General features: G+C 45.2%; 13 protein-coding genes, 1 rRNA gene and 1 other annotated feature. All 14 genes read right to left on the bottom strand.

The features are described from left to right. Nucleotides 1–79: ribosomal RNA gene (locus tag H532_RS20720) — 16S ribosomal RNA — on the bottom strand; the annotation flags it as partial. A 656-nt stretch (nt 80–735) separates the two neighbouring features. Next, nucleotides 736–1,533, bottom strand: a complete 798-nt coding sequence (minD, locus tag H532_RS0113080) for a septum site-determining protein MinD (protein ID WP_027725852.1) — start codon at nt 1,531–1,533, stop codon at nt 736–738. Further along, entirely contained in the window at nt 1,518–2,225 is a 708-nt protein-coding gene (gene minC, locus H532_RS18890) for a septum site-determining protein MinC (RefSeq protein WP_051263339.1), read from the bottom strand. Before minC ends, minD begins: the two co-directional genes overlap by 16 nt. A 151-nt stretch (nt 2,226–2,376) precedes the next feature. Beyond that, on the bottom strand, nt 2,377–2,895 hold the full coding sequence (mreD, locus tag H532_RS18885) for a rod shape-determining protein MreD (RefSeq protein WP_051263338.1): 519 nt from the start codon (nt 2,893–2,895) through the stop codon (nt 2,377–2,379). Further along, entirely contained in the window at nt 2,892–3,752 is an 861-nt protein-coding gene (gene mreC, locus H532_RS0113065; RefSeq protein ID WP_027725851.1) for a rod shape-determining protein MreC, read from the bottom strand. Before mreC ends, mreD begins: the two co-directional genes overlap by 4 nt. A 17-nt stretch (nt 3,753–3,769) precedes the next feature. Next, nucleotides 3,770–4,807 carry a rod shape-determining protein gene (locus H532_RS0113060; protein ID WP_027725850.1) on the bottom strand — a complete coding sequence of 346 codons (1,038 nt, stop codon included), beginning with the start codon at nt 4,805–4,807 and terminating at the stop codon, nt 3,770–3,772. A gap of 72 nt (nt 4,808–4,879) precedes the next feature. Beyond that, entirely contained in the window at nt 4,880–5,551 is a 672-nt protein-coding gene (gene radC / locus H532_RS0113055; RefSeq protein ID WP_038112472.1) for a RadC family protein, read from the bottom strand. Between the two features lie 380 nt (nt 5,552–5,931). Next, nucleotides 5,932–6,915, bottom strand: coding sequence for a hypothetical protein (locus H532_RS0113050; protein WP_027725848.1), 984 nt, complete (start codon nt 6,913–6,915; stop codon nt 5,932–5,934). A 188-nt stretch (nt 6,916–7,103) separates the two neighbouring features. Beyond that, a complete protein-coding gene (locus H532_RS0113045) occupies nt 7,104–8,789 on the bottom strand; it encodes a GGDEF domain-containing protein (RefSeq protein ID WP_027725847.1) in 1,686 nt (561 codons plus the stop codon). A 166-nt stretch (nt 8,790–8,955) separates the two neighbouring features. After that, nucleotides 8,956–10,236: a bifunctional folylpolyglutamate synthase/dihydrofolate synthase gene (locus H532_RS0113040; protein WP_027725846.1), complete on the bottom strand. Its 1,281-nt coding sequence runs from the start codon at nt 10,234–10,236 to the stop codon at nt 8,956–8,958. Between the two features lie 122 nt (nt 10,237–10,358). Next, a complete protein-coding gene (locus H532_RS0113035) occupies nt 10,359–12,998 on the bottom strand; it encodes a valine--tRNA ligase (protein ID WP_027725845.1) in 2,640 nt (879 codons plus the stop codon). A 56-nt stretch (nt 12,999–13,054) separates the two neighbouring features. Further along, nucleotides 13,055–13,288 (bottom strand) — a binding site (T-box leader). Nucleotides 13,289–13,513: 225 nt separating this feature from the next. Continuing rightward, complete coding sequence (locus H532_RS20430; RefSeq protein WP_027725844.1) at nt 13,514–14,563, bottom strand: protein kinase family protein; 1,050 nt, start codon at nt 14,561–14,563, stop codon at nt 13,514–13,516. Between the two features lie 156 nt (nt 14,564–14,719). Further along, on the bottom strand, nt 14,720–15,739 hold the full coding sequence (gene spoVID / locus H532_RS0113025; protein ID WP_027725843.1) for a stage VI sporulation protein D: 1,020 nt from the start codon (nt 15,737–15,739) through the stop codon (nt 14,720–14,722). Nucleotides 15,740–15,976: 237 nt separating this feature from the next. Then, on the bottom strand, nt 15,977–16,241 hold a 265-nt coding region (locus H532_RS18880), incomplete at its 5' end, for a group II intron maturase-specific domain-containing protein (RefSeq protein ID WP_027724514.1).

Below are 16,241 nucleotides of genomic sequence, written 5' to 3'. Positions count from 1 at the left end.
CGAATTTCACGCGCTCGACTTGCATGTATTAGGCACGCCGCCAGCGTTCGTCCTGAGCCAGGATCAAACTCTCCGTAAAAGCGGTGTCTCGGGACACCGGATATCATGAAGCTGAACATTCAGCTTAAAGTTCTTACGTTTGTTTAAATCCTTGGCGTCTTGTAAAAGGTTGCCCTTTTTACAGTTTGCGCTTGGCTTTTGTTCAGTTTTCAAGGAACGATACATCGAGATATCGCTATGACTTGCGAGAAACATCCTTTTATTTAAAGATGTTTTAAGCAAGGAACGATACATCTTGAATCAAACTTGATGCTTCTTATCAGAAGCAGCTTTTATATTATAAGCAATCGCCCTCGGTTTGTCAATAACTTTTTTGTTTGATTTTACCGAGAAGCAACTCTTATACAATAACAAAATCAATTTTGTTTGTCAACCATCTTTTTTAGATGGTTAACTTCATTCTCCGTTTATAGCTGCCGATATCGTGAGCAACGTTCTTCATTATAGCACCCGCGTGGGAAATGATCAATGGGATTTTCAGTGGTAAATAAAGGTAGAAGAATGCGCGTTCTTTTGGTCCGTCGTTCCAAAACTTAAGTGCTCAGTCTAAGCTATTTGGCGAAAATGGAGCTTTCATTACCTTTATGATCATCCGAAAATGCGAGACATTCTTACCAAGAAAAAAAGGATGAATCCGAAAAGTTCATGATTCATCCGTATACATTGCAAGGCGACTCAACGCATGCCCAACAGTTTTTTCATTCTTGTAAAAAAGCCTTTATTTTCTTCCAAAGACATTAACGGGACGCTTTCGCCAAGGATGCGGCGTCCGATGTTGCGATAGGCAAGGGACGCTTTAGAATTGGGATTTAAGGCAATGGGTTCACCTTTATTCGCGAAAGCAATGACCTCTTCATCATCAATGACGATGCCGAGTAAATCGATGGCGAGTACATCAAGGATCTCATCAATTTCAAGCATGGCACCGGATTTCATCATATGGTTGCGCACCCGATTGATGATGAGTTTCGGCGGTTCAATGTGTGATTCTTGCTCTAAAAGCCCAATAATTCGGTCGGCATCCCTGACCGCTGATTTTTCCGGGGTCGTCACAACGATGGCCTTATCGGCACCGGCAATCGCATTTTTAAATCCGCGTTCAATACCGGCCGGGCAATCAATAAGGACATAATCGAAATCGCGCTTTAGTTCGTCAATGATATTCTTGAGTTGACCCGGTTCCACGGCACTTTTATCCTTGGATTGGGCGGCTGGGACAAGTTTGAGACAATCGAAGCGCTTGTCAGTTATAAAGGTTTGGTTCAAGCGGCAACGGCCTTCGACAACATCGACAAGATCGTAAATGATGCGATTTTCCAATCCCATAATGACATCAAGATTACGCAAACCAATATCCGTATCCACCAAACAAACTTTTTTCCCTTGTAATGCAAGTGCTGTTCCGATATTTGCTGTTGTTGTAGTTTTGCCGACGCCGCCTTTACCCGATGTGATGACTATTGCTTCCCCCATGCCTGTTTCACTCCTTCAAGCAACATCTTATTTTCAACACTGTTTTTTCTAAAATAAGATTGCAAACGATCAATCACAATCTGGTCTTGATCAGGATCGTAAAACGCACATTCCATATAGTGCGGTTCCTCATCGGGTTGGTCCGGAGGCCGATTCATGACGTCGCCGATCATTAACTGCGTAGGCTTCATGAGAGAAGCGGCAATCACTTTATCGGTCGCGCCCCCGTAACCCGCGTGGGCTGTGCCGCGCAACGCCCCTAGTATATAAATGTTGCCACCGGCGATGATCTTACCTCCGGGATTGACATCGCCGATGAGCAAAACGTCACCTTCGATATGTAAAATTTGACCGGAACGGACAATTTGAACGACTTCTTTCAGCTGCGCTTGTTTGAGGCGTGTTTCGCATTCTTCTTTTGTCATCACATTCGATTCAATCTCGGCAACAAATAATTTTTGTTCCGAGCGGATAACGGATTGTATTTCTTCTCTCTGCTTTTCATTTAAAAAACGGTTGCCACAAACCACTTTAACGGAGACGAGCGGACCGTCCACGTAATGATGCCGACGCTCCGCCAATTTATTCTTAAGCGCCTTAATCAGCTGATCATAAGAACATTGGTCATCTAGTTTCAGGATCAGGCCGTCTTTGACGCCCTTAATCATTACCGGCGGTCGTTGATAGCTCATAAATGCCTTCACCCCTAAAATCGATACAAAGCCATTAGTGCATCTATTTATCTATTCGACAAAGAAGAGGCACTTTCCTTTTTTATAAAAAGCGTTTTATCCATCTATCGTCATACTTTCTCCAGCAAAAACAGTCATGACCTATCTTTTATCATTCGTCGGTTTGTTCCAATGCCATCCGCAGCAATAAACGCCTGAAAGGAAAAAAAGTTATGAGTAAGAACACGCCGTTGACGACGAGGGTCGGCATGAATCGCCACTTCAGATAGTCCGAAAACCCCATCGTGATTTTTCCTATTAATCCGTAAATCCCGTAAACTTCCAATTCCAGCAACATCACACCGGCTAGTCCTATGAAAAAGACAATAATTAAGTAAAGATGAAAAACGCGGGCGAGGTAGGAAAGCACGTACGCTGTCAGCGATATGCAAAAAGCGTAAACTCCCCAAACATTTGTATAGATCAAATCGATCAAAAAGCCAAAAAAAAGGCCATACCAAACCGCTTGTGTGCGATCATAAAACAACCCGACCATGATCGTGCCCATTAAAACAAAATGCGGGACACTCACAAAGTGAAGGCCAAACCAGGCTGGTGAAAACACCTGCATGACGGTTCCTTGTAAAATAAAAAAAATAAAGAGAACAAGAAAAAGTTTCACCGTTTTCATGGTGTGTCCACCCCATTTGGGCTCAGAGATGTTTTTTCGATGATATCCACATAGTCGATGTTATTAAAATCGGCAGCGGGTTCAACCTCACAGACTTTTGTCAAGCCGTATGGGTCGGGCTTTACAGAAACGACTTTGCCGATTAGCAAATCATCAGGAAAAACACCGCCAAGCCGGGAGGTCATGACGAAATCGCCTTTTTTAATTTTGGCGTCAATCGGCAGTTTTTTCAGCAGAAGCACATGTTTATTTTGATCGTAGCCTTCGATCATGCCATTATATTTCTTCCCGCCTTTTGTCACGACAAAAGCAGAAATTTGATTATTATCAGACGGGTCAGTAATAAGCGTGACTTCGCTTGTAAATTGGGACACAGAGGTGACGCGCCCGATAAAGCCTTCCGGTGTAAGAACGGCCATGCCTTTTTGAATGCCGGACTGACTGCCTTTACCGACGATGATCATTTGATTCCATTGGTCAAAGGAACGGCCAATCACAGGGGCAATATGGGCTTTGCTTGCGCTTAAAGCATCGACGTGTAATTGTTTTTCCAAATTCTCATATTTTGACTTTAAGTCATAATACTTGGCATGGAGTTCAGCATAATCGCGCAATTCAGCTTTAAGCTTTTTGTTCTCTTTATAAACATTTCGAATTTCTTCGATGTTCTCAAATAAACCCGCTGCATATTGAGCGGGTTTATTGAAAACAAATTGGAACCAACCGACCGTGTCATGCACGAATTGCTCCGGCCACGATAACTTCGTTCGTTCTTTAAGGGAAAATCCGATTAATGCCACGAGCAAAATCAGGCTGGTTAATAAAATGATCAGTTTTTTATTAAAAAAACCGGGCATCGAAAGCACCTACTTCATTACTTGGATCCGGACCGAGAGGTGATTCCCGCTTTTGATTTTAACAGCGGTAAGCTCTCCAGCGCCCGTCCCGTGCCGATCGCCACGCAATCGAGTGGGTTATCAGCAATAATTACAGGCATCTTCGTCTCTTCACTCAGAACTTTGTCCAAATTCCGAAGAAGAGCGCCGCCGCCGGTTAATACAATGCCGCGATCCATGATATCAGCTGCAAGTTCCGGTGGTGTTTTCTCCAAAGTGATTTTAACGGCATCAATGATTTGGTTGACCGTATCGCTCAGAGCTTCAGAGATTTCTTCCGCAGTCACTGTGATCGTTTTCGGAAGCCCCGTAACAAGGTCGCGCCCACGAATCTCCATGTCTTCATAAACATCGGGCTTACCTGCCGAACCGATTTGCAGTTTCAGCTGTTCAGCCGTGCGCTCGCCGATCATGAGGTTATACGTTTTTTTCACATAGTGGATGATATCCTCATCCATTTCATCACCGGCGACCCGCACGGATTGGCTCGTCACGATGCCACCTAAAGAGATGATGGCGACTTCCGTCGTGCCACCGCCGATATCGACTACCATGCTACCGGTTGGTTCCCATACCGGAAGATCGGCGCCAATTGCCGCTGCAAACGGCTCTTCAATGGTAAAAGCTTCCTTAGCACCAGCCTGCTTTGTGGCATCTTCCACAGCCCTTTTCTCAACGGCGGTAATGCCGGAAGGGACACCTACCATCACGTTTGGCTTCCTTGAGAACACGGACCGGCCTCGGGTCGCCTGTGCAATAAAATATTTTAGCATGGTGGCTGTTGTTTCAAAGTCTGCAATAACACCGTCTTTCAATGGCCTTTGAGCAACGATATTGCCTGGTGTACGGCCAATCATGTTCTTCGCTGAATTCCCCACGGCTTCAATCGTGCCTGTGTCGATGCGCTTCGCAACGACTGATGGCTCACGAACCACGACACCCTTTCCTTTCACATAAACTAAGGTATTGGCTGTACCCAAGTCAATGCCCATATCTCTAGTAAATCCGCCAAACATGTATGTAAACTCCCTTCATGTCGAAAAACTCATGACTAAAATTATAGCTTAAATCTGTGAAAAAAAATAGTGTTAAACAATACCTTTTTCCTTAAGGCTGACAAATTTTTGATCTCCAATAATAATATGGTCCAATACTTCAATCCCTATTAAAAATCCGCATTCGACCAGCCGCTTGGTTACTTCGATGTCTTCTTGACTCGGAGAGGGGTCGCCACTCGGATGATTGTGGAAACAAATGAGAGAGGCCGCCGAACGGCGTAAGGCTTCTCGAAACACTTCGCGGGGATGAACGATCGAGGCGTTGAGGCTCCCAATAAAAATGGTTTGCCGATGAATCACTTGGTTTTTCGTATTGAGATATAAACAAACAAAGTGTTCTTGTGACAAATACCGCATCTCGTCCATGACATATTTGACACCATCTTGTGGTGAACGGATGACATACCGTTCCTCCGGCCTTTCCGAGGCTAGACGAATTCCCAGTTCTAATGCTGCAATGATTTGTGTCGCCTTCGTCAAGCCGATGCCTTTCACTGATTGCAGTTCTTCCACAGTCGCGCTCTTTAGCATTCTCAGCCCCTGAAACTTGTGCAACACTCTTCCTGCAAGAGACAAGACGGATTCATCCTTATAGCCTGTTCTCAAGACTATGGATAACAGTTCTTGGTTTGAAAGTTTGTTCGCTCCTTCCTTAATGAGTCTCTCACGCGGCCTTTCTTCTTTCGGGACATCACGAATCATCAGTGCGGGTTCCGTCAAACTAAAATCCTCCTTTGATAAAAGCATGATTTTCAGCCGACGACATCCGCACGTGACGAATAACCAACGACCAAACGAAGTCGTTTTCGCGTGCAGGTGTAAACCCATTCATTATGTCGTTATTTGATCCCGGGAAAAATTGGTAGAAGAGCTTGATGTTGAAAAGAGGGGCCTTGTGCGGGAAGTCGCGTGCGGAGTGTTTCGACTTATATCTACAATATAGCAAATGCCGCGAACATTGTCACTATATGAAATTCCGGCGCGTGGGCACAAGACCTTTCGAGAAAGTTTTCGTCAAAAGATGTGATTTTATGACATTCACCACAAAAAATTAGAAAAGGTTTCTTAAAGTTCGATGATAGTTAAGGATTTAAGGCCGTAACAATTTTTTGATAGCTCGCCAAAGCATCTAATAAAGATTGTTGAGCAGAATCGGGGTCGTCTTTACCTTCCAAATGGCTGTATGCCGATTCGACGGCACCTCTAAAAAAAGTTAAATCTTTCTTAAGGGAACCTGTAACGTTTAATTGATCGATCGCCGCCCAATGATTCAGTTTTTCATTAAGCACCGAAAGTTTTGTGTCATCAATTTTCTTCCCGAGCGCTTTTTCTGTCGATAAAGGGACCATCGCCATCATGAGATTTTTCCCATCAATTAAAAACTCACCAACCTGTTGGGATGTTCTTACAGCTTTCGGTGAGAAAGAGAAGGCTTTGCCGTAAAGAGCCATTCCCCCAAATGTATTCGCCAATTGTTTTCGGGTGACCTCATCTTTGGCTAGACCAACGATGACTTTATAATTGCCGTTTTCTTTTAAGACGGCCCCCGGCTTTTCATTTTCTTTCAGTTGGCTTAAGTCTTCCTTGGCTCCGGCTTCTGTTTTATAGGAATTTTCCTGAAGCACTTGAACAGTCATGGAAAAAGGGGTCCCATCCAACGTATTCACTTTCAATTCAGCACTCGTCGCAACAGCCTCTGGGGCTTCCGGAGCTTTGGCATGGTTGGTTTTATGATCCGAAAACATTAGAAGTACGGTAAACCCAATGCCTAGACCGACAACAACAGCCGATAAAAACGGAATCCAAAACATTTTAAAAAGCTGACCGAATCCATAGTTGGGTTTATGGAGCCGCTTCTTTTTTACCTTTTTATAAGGCACAAATCCAGTCGGAGCCGGTTCACTGTTGTCGGGTTTTGGGGTATGTTCCTCAAACACTTTGCGCCAATTTAAAGAAGCATCGTCATCGACCGCAGCTTTTTCATTTTTCATCCAATCTGTCAGCCTATGGTTTTTCCCGTTAAATGTAACGATGACATCCTCTTGATTTTTGCGGGTTTTTGTCAAGGACGAGCGCTCCTTTCCCATCTGTTCTAATTTTTAAGGGTAGCACCGCCCGGCCGAAAATGGACAAGACATTTGTCGCTATCAGGAAAATTCTTTTCGACATAAACGTTTGAATATGGACAAAAAAGGATATCAGGGATTCAGAATGAAAAAAGACCGCTTCTTCATGAAAGGTAGCGGTCCATGTTTTATCCGATATAAGTGGCCACGCGATTGCGGCCGCGCTGCTTCGCTCCAGCATACATCGCTCGATCGGCATTGCGAATAAGGGAAAGAGGATCTTCTCCCTGGCCTGGAGCAGTCGCAAGGCCAATGCTTGCCGTCACATGCACGAGCCGTTTGTGGTCGCCGCTTGTCGTGATGAGGAAAGGTTCGCTCGATATGCGCTGGCGGATTTCTTCAGCCATTTCATAACATAACTGGCTTCCAGTATCAGGTATAAGCAAAATAAATTCTTCCCCACCGTAGCGCGCTACCGTTCCGCGGTCTCCGATGATGGCACACAACCGCTTGGCAACTTCTTTTAGGATGATGTTTCCGTTCTCGTGACCATATGTATCATTAATTAGTTTAAAGTGGTCTAAATCAATCATTACGATGGAAAATGGCTTGCCATTCGCCAATTGATATTGGGTCTCCAAAAGTTTCGTGAAATAGCGATAGTTGTATAGACCTGTGAGCGGATCGCATTCGCTTTCCCGTTTTTTTCGTTCGTAGCTTTCGGCATTTTCGATCGCAATGAAGAAAAAGTTCGTTAAAATCTCAAGAACCATTAAATGTTGTTTGCCATATAAACGGCGTTTCTCAGAGGCACAAACGACGGCGCCAAGGGTATCCTGATGGCGGTGTGTCGGAATGACGAGCACAGATTGTGCACTTACCGGCAAAAAACCTTTCAACAGGCGGCGCCAATCCTTTCGTGTCCCGGCCAAAAAGTTTTTTCTCGTCAGTTCGGTCGGCCAGCGAACGCTTCTTTCCGCCGACACTCGGTATTCCTCCAAAACCTGTGGGCAAATAAAGTAACTCTTGATGGCGTAATGGCGTGAGTCCTCTTCAGCTTGCAAGATAAACACATAATCTGTTTTTAAAATTTTGTTGAGATGGCTAAAGAACATCTCATGGATTTCTTGAACATTCAGTTTTTCCGCCAATTGACTGCCAGCTTCATTCGTTTTTCGCAATAGATCATTCAGTTCATAACTGTTATTAATCAACCAGAAAATGATCGCCATCGTCACAATGGGCACGGCCATGATGAGAATGGACAGGCTTTCCAGTTGAATATAGATAAAGTAGAAAATGACGCCAATCGGTGAGACGACCGCGGTATTGATCAATTCTACTAACACATCTTTACCGAACAATTCCCCAGTACCATAATAAACTTTATAAAAATAGTATAAAATGGTCTGATTTAAAATAAACGATGTCAGCACATATCCCAATGTCGGCCATATCTTGAAGCTTACTTCCTGCGCTACCCCTGTTTCGCCGCCCAGCGCATAAAAGACGAGTGCAGAGAATGCGGACATTAGGATAAACATCGTCATGTTGAAGGCATAACGAAACCATTCTTCCTTAGCCAACCGTCGTTTTAACATACCGGTAAAAAGGGCCATTTGCATTAAAACCATTTCGACAAAGACGCCATAGATGAGAAAAGCTGCAAGGGACAGGCCGCCTACCACAAAAATATTCGTTTCTTTTACTTTAAAAGAGGAAAGGGAGATCAGGATCATTAAAACGCCCATGCCAATGACCGGCCAAATCGTCCCATCAATTTTTGGCGGTGCAATCACCCAAGTTAAAAGAAACGTCAGCGGCCATATGACTGCTGCTAAAAGCCAAATCACACGGCGAATTTGCGCTTGCATGTCACATTCTCCCCCACCCCTAAAGAATCGAAAGCGTCATCCCTCTAGCTTTTTAGGTGTTCCTACCTAAAACTATTTTACCAAATTTCCATGAAAATATTAACAATCTATCGCGAAAAATTTATATTTTTAAAATTAGTTTCACCTTTAACTTGCCCTATGCTTTCTAATCAAGCCGCTTAATTTCAGAAACGAAGTACAATGAACCCGTAACGATTAAAAGCTCGTTTTCTGCAAGGTTATTCCTAAGGGCTTCATACGCCTTACGCCAATCCGCTTCGAGTCGAGCATTAGGCAAATAGGTTTTTAATGCATCTGCCGAAATCGCTCGTGGATTTTCAAAGCTCGTTAAAGTGATGTCTTGAGTCAGCTCGGACAATGTATTCAGGAGAGCACGGTGATCTTTATCTTTGACGGCCGCAAACAAGACTTTCACATGGCGTTTTGGAAAATGCTTTTGAACCGTCTCCACAAGCGCTTGCATGGCTTCCAAATTATGTGCGCCATCCAAAATAACGAGCGGGTCGTGCGACAGGATTTCAAAACGCCCCGGCCATTTGGCTTTTTTTAATCCTTTCCGGATGTCTTCTTCGGATAGATCGAGGGCAAAATAGTAATGTAAATATTCCACGACCATCAAGGCGACTGCAGCATTATGCACCTGATGTGAGCCAAACATGGAAATTTGCAGGGCTTCATATGTTTTAAATGGTGAAATAAACGTAAACTGCTCCCCATCGGCTAGCGGCTCAATGTTTTCGATCCGAAATTCCCGCCCGAGTCGATATAATTTCGCATGTTTTTCTTTCGCCGCCTCTTCAATGACGGTCAATGCCTCGCCATAAGCTCCCGTCACGGTCGGCATGCTCGATTTCATAATCCCCGCTTTTTCCCGGGCAATATCTTTGATCGTCGGACCGAGTTGCATGACATGATCCGTTCCAATGTTCGTTATCGCACCGATGATGGGTAGAACCACATTTGTGGAATCATGTCGCCCGCCGAGACCGACTTCCATGATGACAAAATCACAAGCGGCAAAGCGAGCAAAATAAACTAGAGCGATCGCCGTCATTACCTCAAATTCCGTCGGCGCGCCGCATTCAGTGCCTTCCAAACTTTCAACCGCTTCATACACCAAATTTACAGTTTTCAAGAGATCCTCATCGCTAATCACCGCCCCATTGACGGATATACGGTCATTAAAACGCGTTAAAGCCGGAGATGTAAACATCCCAATGGTATACCCCGCTTCACGCAGCATGCTTGATATATAGGTAGCCGTTGACCCTTTGCCATTTGTCCCGGCAATATGGATCACCCGGCTATGGCGTTCCGGATGATCTAAAGCTTCCATGAGGCGTTCCATTCGCTCAAGTCCTAGTTTAATACTAAATTTATCCCATTTTTCGATCCAATCAACGGCTTCTTGCACAGTATGTAACATCTTTATCCCTCCGAAAATATGGAAATCGATACAAGAGTTTTTAACCACTATTATTAACAAATTTTACTGTAAGCGAGCAAGGAAAAGGCGACGGAGACTCCATCGCCTTGGTGCCTTCGGGATTAAGCTTCAAGTTCCCGAATGCGCTCTTGAACTTTTGCTCTTTTATCTAGATAATCTTTTTCTTTTTCGCGTTCTGCTTGAACGATGGCAGCCGGCGCTTTCTTTACAAACCCTTCGTTCGCGAGTTTCTTTTGAACGCGTTCGACTTCAGCTTCCCATTTTTTCAATTCGGCTTTAAGCCGCGAAAGCTCTTCTTCAATGTTGATTAACCCGGCAAGTGGCAGATACAGCTCCGCACCCGTGACGACAGCCGAAATGGATTTATCCGGAGCACTCAGAGACGGATCGATCGTCAATACGTTTGGGTTACAGAAGCGTTGAAGGTAACTTTGATTTTCTTCCAACGTCCTTTGTTCCCGTTCACCCGCTGGCTTAATGAATAAATCAACGGGCTTCGATGGGGCCACATTTTTTTCCGCACGGATATTTCGAACGGAGCGAATGATATTTTGAAGAAGCGCCATGTCGCGTTCAGCATCCGCGTCTCGCCATGCGGGATCGGCTTTCGGCCAATCACTCAGCATAATCGTTTCGCCGCGGTGAGGAAGGTGTTGCCAAATTTCCTCGGTCACAAACGGCATGAGCGGATGCAAGAGGCGAAGCGTTTGGTCAAGGACGAAAACGAGAATGGATTTCGTCATTTTCTTCGCAGCTTCATCGTCTCCGTATAGACTGATTTTCGCCATTTCAATATACCAATCGCAGAAATCATCCCAAATGAACGCATACAACTTCCGACCCGCTTCACCAAAATCATACGCCTCGTAATGGTGAGTGACTTGTTCTATGACATCTGCAAGCCGCGACAGTATCCAACGATCACTGACGGTTTTTTCACCCGACAAATCGATGTCATCGGCTGTAAAGCCATCTAAATTCATTATGAGAAAACGGGAGGCATTCCAGATTTTATTGGCAAAATTCCAGTTGGCCTCTACTTTTTCCCATTGGAAACGCAAGTCTTGCCCCGGCGTCGTTCCGGTTGCCAAGGTAAAGCGCAACGCATCCGCTCCGTATTTATCAATGACATCCATCGGGTCGATGCCGTTGCCGAGGGATTTACTCATTTTCCGCCCTTCCGCATCGCGAACGAGACCATGAAGCAGCACATCGTTAAAAGGCTTTTTCCCCGTAAATTCCACCGATTGAAACATCATGCGGGCAACCCAGAAAAAGATGATGTCATACCCAGTGACAAGGGTGTTCGTCGGAAAATATCGTTTAAAATCAGGCGCCTCTTCATTCGGCCACCCGAGTGTTGAAAATGGCCAGAGAGCAGAGCTAAACCACGTATCCAAAACATCTTCGTCTTGTTCCCATAGTTCGGGATTTTCCGGTTCATCCATACCAACGTAGATTTCACCGGTCTCTTTATGGTACCATGCGGGAATGCGGTGTCCCCACCAAAGTTGGCGTGAGATGCACCAGTCACGGATGTTTTCCATCCAATTGAAAAAGGTTTGTTCGAAGCGCTCTGGAACGAACCGCACTTTATCGTTCGATTTCTGCAATACGAGCGCAGCTTCAGCGAGCGGCTTCATTTTGACGAACCATTGCGTAGATAAATAGGGTTCGACGACAGCGCCAGAGCGCTCGGAATGGCCAACGGAGTGGACGATGTCCTCGATTTTGACCAGAACACCTTGCGCCTCAAGATCTTTTACGATTTGCTTGCGGCATTCAAACCGGTCCAAACCTTGATATTTTCCAGCATTTTCATTCATGACACCCGCCTCATCCATGATGAGGATGCGTTCCAGATTGTGGCGGTTGCCCATCTCGAAGTCGTTCGGGTCATGAGCTGGTGTTACTTTTACCGCACCCGAACCGTATTCCATATCGACATAATCATCAGCGAAAATCGGAATTTCCCGACCGACAATCGGTAGAATGACGGTTTTACCGATGAGATGTTGATACCTTTCATCATCCGGATGAACAGCAATCCCCGTATCACCGAGCATCGTTTCCGGCCGGGTTGTCGCGATTTCAATATAACCAGAGCCATCGGCGAGCGGATAACGCAGATGGTAAAGGTGACCCGGAACTTCCTTATAAATAACCTCTATGTCAGAAAGCGCTGTTTTCGTTTCAGGATCCCAGTTAATGATGTACTCGCCGCGGTAAATCAACCCTTTTTCATACAGGCGGACGAACACTTCGCGAACAGCTTTGGATAACCCTTCATCCAATGTAAACCGTTCTCTTGTATAATCGAGCGAAAGGCCAAGTTTTGCCCATTGTTTTCTAATAAATTCAGCATACTCCGCTTTCCATGCCCAAGCTACTTCTAAAAATTTTTCTCGGCCCAACTCGTAACGATTCGTCCCCTGTTCACGAAGCTTGGCATCGACCTTCGCTTGAGTGGCAATCCCAGCGTGATCCATTCCCGGTAAATACAGAGCATCATAGCCTTGCATCCGTTTAAAACGAATGAGTAAATCTTGCATCGTCGTGTCCCACGCATGGCCTAAATGCAATTTACCCGTAACGTTCGGCGGTGGTATCACAATTGTATACGGGGGCTTCGTTTGATCTTTTCCGGCCGTAAAATACCCCTTCTCCTTCCAAATGGGATACCATTTCGCTTCGGTTGCGACCGGATCGTATTTGGTTGGCATTTGTTGTGGATCCGTCATGTTTTTCCCTCCGTTTTTCATACTGGAAAGCTGTGCAAATAAAAAAAGCCTTCTTCGAAAAGGACGAAGAACGCTCCGCGGTACCACCTTTGTTTGCATAAAAAGACTTTATGCACACTCAAAAGGATAACGGCTTTTCGGCCGGTTTCGGCTAGTCAATCCAAAAAGGATTTTTCACACGAAACTGCTCAGGGGCGACCTTCCGAACTCTTCCTAAAGAAACCTCACAGCCTTTGGGTTTCTCTCTCTGATAGGTTGAGGATCGTACTCTTCCCCGTCAACGCACGCTTTCCAATTGTTTGTTTTCCATTTTAGCGATTAATCACCGAATCGTCAACTGTTACACAGCATATCCGGCTTTCCCGTAACATATGCACATCCACTGGAACGTTTCCATAAAATATTTTAAGAATGCTCTCACGGAGGGAGTCGCTATGAACCGTTGGAAATGGAATCAGTACTACCGCTGGCCACCTTGGTTGCGCAGATTGCGAGACGGTTTTGAAGTGTTTGTCTTACCGCTTGCCGTTTTCCAAATGATTCGTGCTATTTTCTGGCCGACGACTTTCGATGTCGTCGTTTTGATCGTCTTGGTCGGCCTCTACATTTGTTTCTTGAAGCGCTGGATCTGACTCAGCGATGTCTTTTTCTAAAAAAGAAAAAAATGCCTGCCAATCTTGTCTTCTTTCACAAAGGACATGCAAGTCGGTGATGAATTTTAATTCACGCACCGGTGATTGCGATTGATAGGACGCGATCAATTTTAAAAAAGGTGTCGGAAACAAAAGATTGGCCAAGAGCGCCTTTTTTTCCTCTCGGCTCAAAGGGTTAACGGTTTGATATTGTCCATAGAGCCGGATCATCCACTCCGATGAAAGCTTTTCGGCACGAAAAAAATCCGCCAAGTCCGAAACCGGGCTCCGCCATTCCGCCTGAGTGAAATCCAGAAAATAAGTTTCACCATTATAAACGATAACATGTGCGCAAGAGACCCGCCTCATGCAAAAAGAGACGGCCTGACCTTCAGCATCCTGGCCTTCAGCAAATAAGGATTCCGCTCGCTCGGCATCCCCGCGAATCCGGCTATAAAGTAAAAAAATTCTTTGCTCAAAAGGTGACGGATACACCCGGTGTTCCGCTTTGTCCATAAAAATTTCCATGATGTCAAAACGGACGTCGGGTCGTTCATACGCCGCACCAGACGGAAGCGCTGTTTTCGTTTTTCGGTGAAGAACGGCGAGTTTGGCAATGATTCGCTCCCATTTTTCATAAGGATGTCTCACATTTTCTTCGATCCAAGGGGTCAAGTAATAACTCCCACCTTCTGTTTTTGCAAAAGGCGTCCCATCAAGCGTAAAATAAATGGGTAAATGGGCGATCCGATGCCGATCTAATACCGCTAAGGCTTCTAAAAAACCCGCTTCGTCTCCGCTTTTTAACGCATGCAGCATAAAGCTGCCTCGTGGTGTTATGATTTTATATACTTCCCCAATTTGCAAAGCATGATCCGAATACAAGCCGTATTGTTTTAATACTTGTTGAATGTGTTTTGGGTGGACCACCATGCCGCCACCTCCCGCATTCTGACCAAAGGAAAAGGTTGACTCCCAGTCCAGCGGTCGGCCTGAACAGCAATACCATATATCGAAGGTCATGGCAAACGGCCTTTCTCATATATGGTCCTGCACTCAGACAGGCCCATCCCGAGTCAACCTTAACACCTATTTTTTATTAGAAACCGGAATGTAAAGGACTTGCCCTTCACTAATCTCATCACTTTCCAACCGATTCCGTCTTAGAATGGTCGTCACAGGTACTTCATAACGATGGGAAAGCTTTTCCAATGAATCCCCATTCTGTACGATATAGACTTTAATTTTTGTAAATTGATCTTCGGAATTGGTGAGCATCTTCGTTAGATATAAGGCATTTTCATCGCGCCGTTTTGTGTGGACAACCGCCTCCTCATCGGAATCTGTTGTTTCATTCTCTGAGGCATCCGCTCCAACCGGTATCGTCTCAGTTTCCAGTGGGAGATACGGATGGACGGCATCAGATTCCCCTTCTGTTCCTGAAGGTGTTTCCTCGTAACGGCTGTCCGGTTCCTCTTCCTCAGGGTCTTCATCAAAAAAGTTTTCAAAAATATGATGCGGTATCGCTCCGTCCGACCGTTGATTTAACTCTATTTGTGGCTCTTCAGTAACTTCTTCAACTTCTGGTTCCCTGTAACTTTCATACTGCACAACTTCTGTCGGATCATAATCAACGTCACTTTCGGTGGCAGGAGGCTCTTCAGCATTCCGGTCATCGACGAGCCCAGAGATCGTGATTTCTGCTTCCAGCTGGATGCACCCTTTATCGGGCTGATGGTAATCAAAGGATTCGACCGTCACGAGAAGGTCATCAATATCGGCAATGCGCCCCGTCGGGATCGTTATATCGACAGGAAAACGATGTTCAATAAGGACTGTGCCGACATCGGTTTCAGTCACCTCATCAACCGTTCGATACGATGGTCTTCCGTAATCCTCTACCGTTTCGTCCGTATCGTCTGAAGCGGTCGGCTTGTACTCGCCACTTAGCCGCAAAGCGCCTTTAATCGTTACATATTGTGGGTTTTCCTCTATAGTGATGTCCGGTTCCAGCGCCATGGACAGTATTTCTTCTGCTTTTTCCCCGTCCCTAAGCCATACGGATTCGTTAATCGTAAACTGCAGACTTTGACCTGATGATTGGGACATGTTTCTCACCCTTTCCGCATGATATCACTACATATCTATGCGAACGGTTAATGATTATGCCTACGGGTTTTTATCAGCATGTCCCAGTCAAACCGTTCGCGATGCCCCCTGCCTCTTAGTTACCCTTAAGCTGGACTGAAAAATGATCAACTTTCATACCAAATCGAGTAGGAGGGGGTGACTAACCCCCGACCTCTCACACCACCGTACGTACGGTTCCGTATACGGCGGTTTCATTTAAGTCCAACGCATCGTTTGATATCGATTGAATAGACTCTTCAGCCCTTGGTGAATCCAGTATTGTTCACCAAGGGCTTTATGCAAGATAGGGGATTTGGCTATTCGCCAATACGCCTTTCTTGTGTTTGCCCATTCCCATGCTTTACCTCGCTTAATGCCAAGTCTTATCAAATTCTTGTACTTGGTTTGAACTTTCTTCCATTCTTTCCAGCGTATCATGCGCAACCTTCTTCTTATCCAACCATCCAGTGCTTTGAATATG

It is taken from the genome of Tuberibacillus calidus DSM 17572, from assembly GCF_000430685.1.
Taxonomy (GTDB): Bacteria; Bacillota; Bacilli; order Bacillales; family Sporolactobacillaceae; genus Tuberibacillus; species Tuberibacillus calidus.
Note: the sequence above shows the minus strand (reverse complement) of the source record. Positions and strands in the feature narration are given on the sequence as shown.

Coding starts and splice junctions, on each gene's coding strand:
- minD (WP_027725852.1), bottom strand. CDS start 1,533: ATGGGGGAAGCAATAGTCATCACATCGGGTAAAGGCGGCGTCGGCAAA.
- minC (WP_051263339.1), bottom strand. CDS start 2,225: ATGAGCTATCAACGACCGCCGGTAATGATTAAGGGCGTCAAAGACGGC.
- mreD (WP_051263338.1), bottom strand. CDS start 2,895: ATGAAAACGGTGAAACTTTTTCTTGTTCTCTTTATTTTTTTTATTTTA.
- mreC (WP_027725851.1), bottom strand. CDS start 3,752: ATGCCCGGTTTTTTTAATAAAAAACTGATCATTTTATTAACCAGCCTG.
- H532_RS0113060 (WP_027725850.1), bottom strand. CDS start 4,807: ATGTTTGGCGGATTTACTAGAGATATGGGCATTGACTTGGGTACAGCC.
- radC (WP_038112472.1), bottom strand. CDS start 5,551: ATGATTCGTGATGTCCCGAAAGAAGAAAGGCCGCGTGAGAGACTCATT.
- H532_RS0113045 (WP_027725847.1), bottom strand. CDS start 8,789: ATGCAAGCGCAAATTCGCCGTGTGATTTGGCTTTTAGCAGCAGTCATA.
- H532_RS0113040 (WP_027725846.1), bottom strand. CDS start 10,236: ATGTTACATACTGTGCAAGAAGCCGTTGATTGGATCGAAAAATGGGAT.
- H532_RS0113035 (WP_027725845.1), bottom strand. CDS start 12,998: ATGACGGATCCACAACAAATGCCAACCAAATACGATCCGGTCGCAACC.
- H532_RS20430 (WP_027725844.1), bottom strand. CDS start 14,563: ATGGTGGTCCACCCAAAACACATTCAACAAGTATTAAAACAATACGGC.
- spoVID (WP_027725843.1), bottom strand. CDS start 15,739: ATGTCCCAATCATCAGGTCAAAGTCTGCAGTTTACGATTAACGAATCC.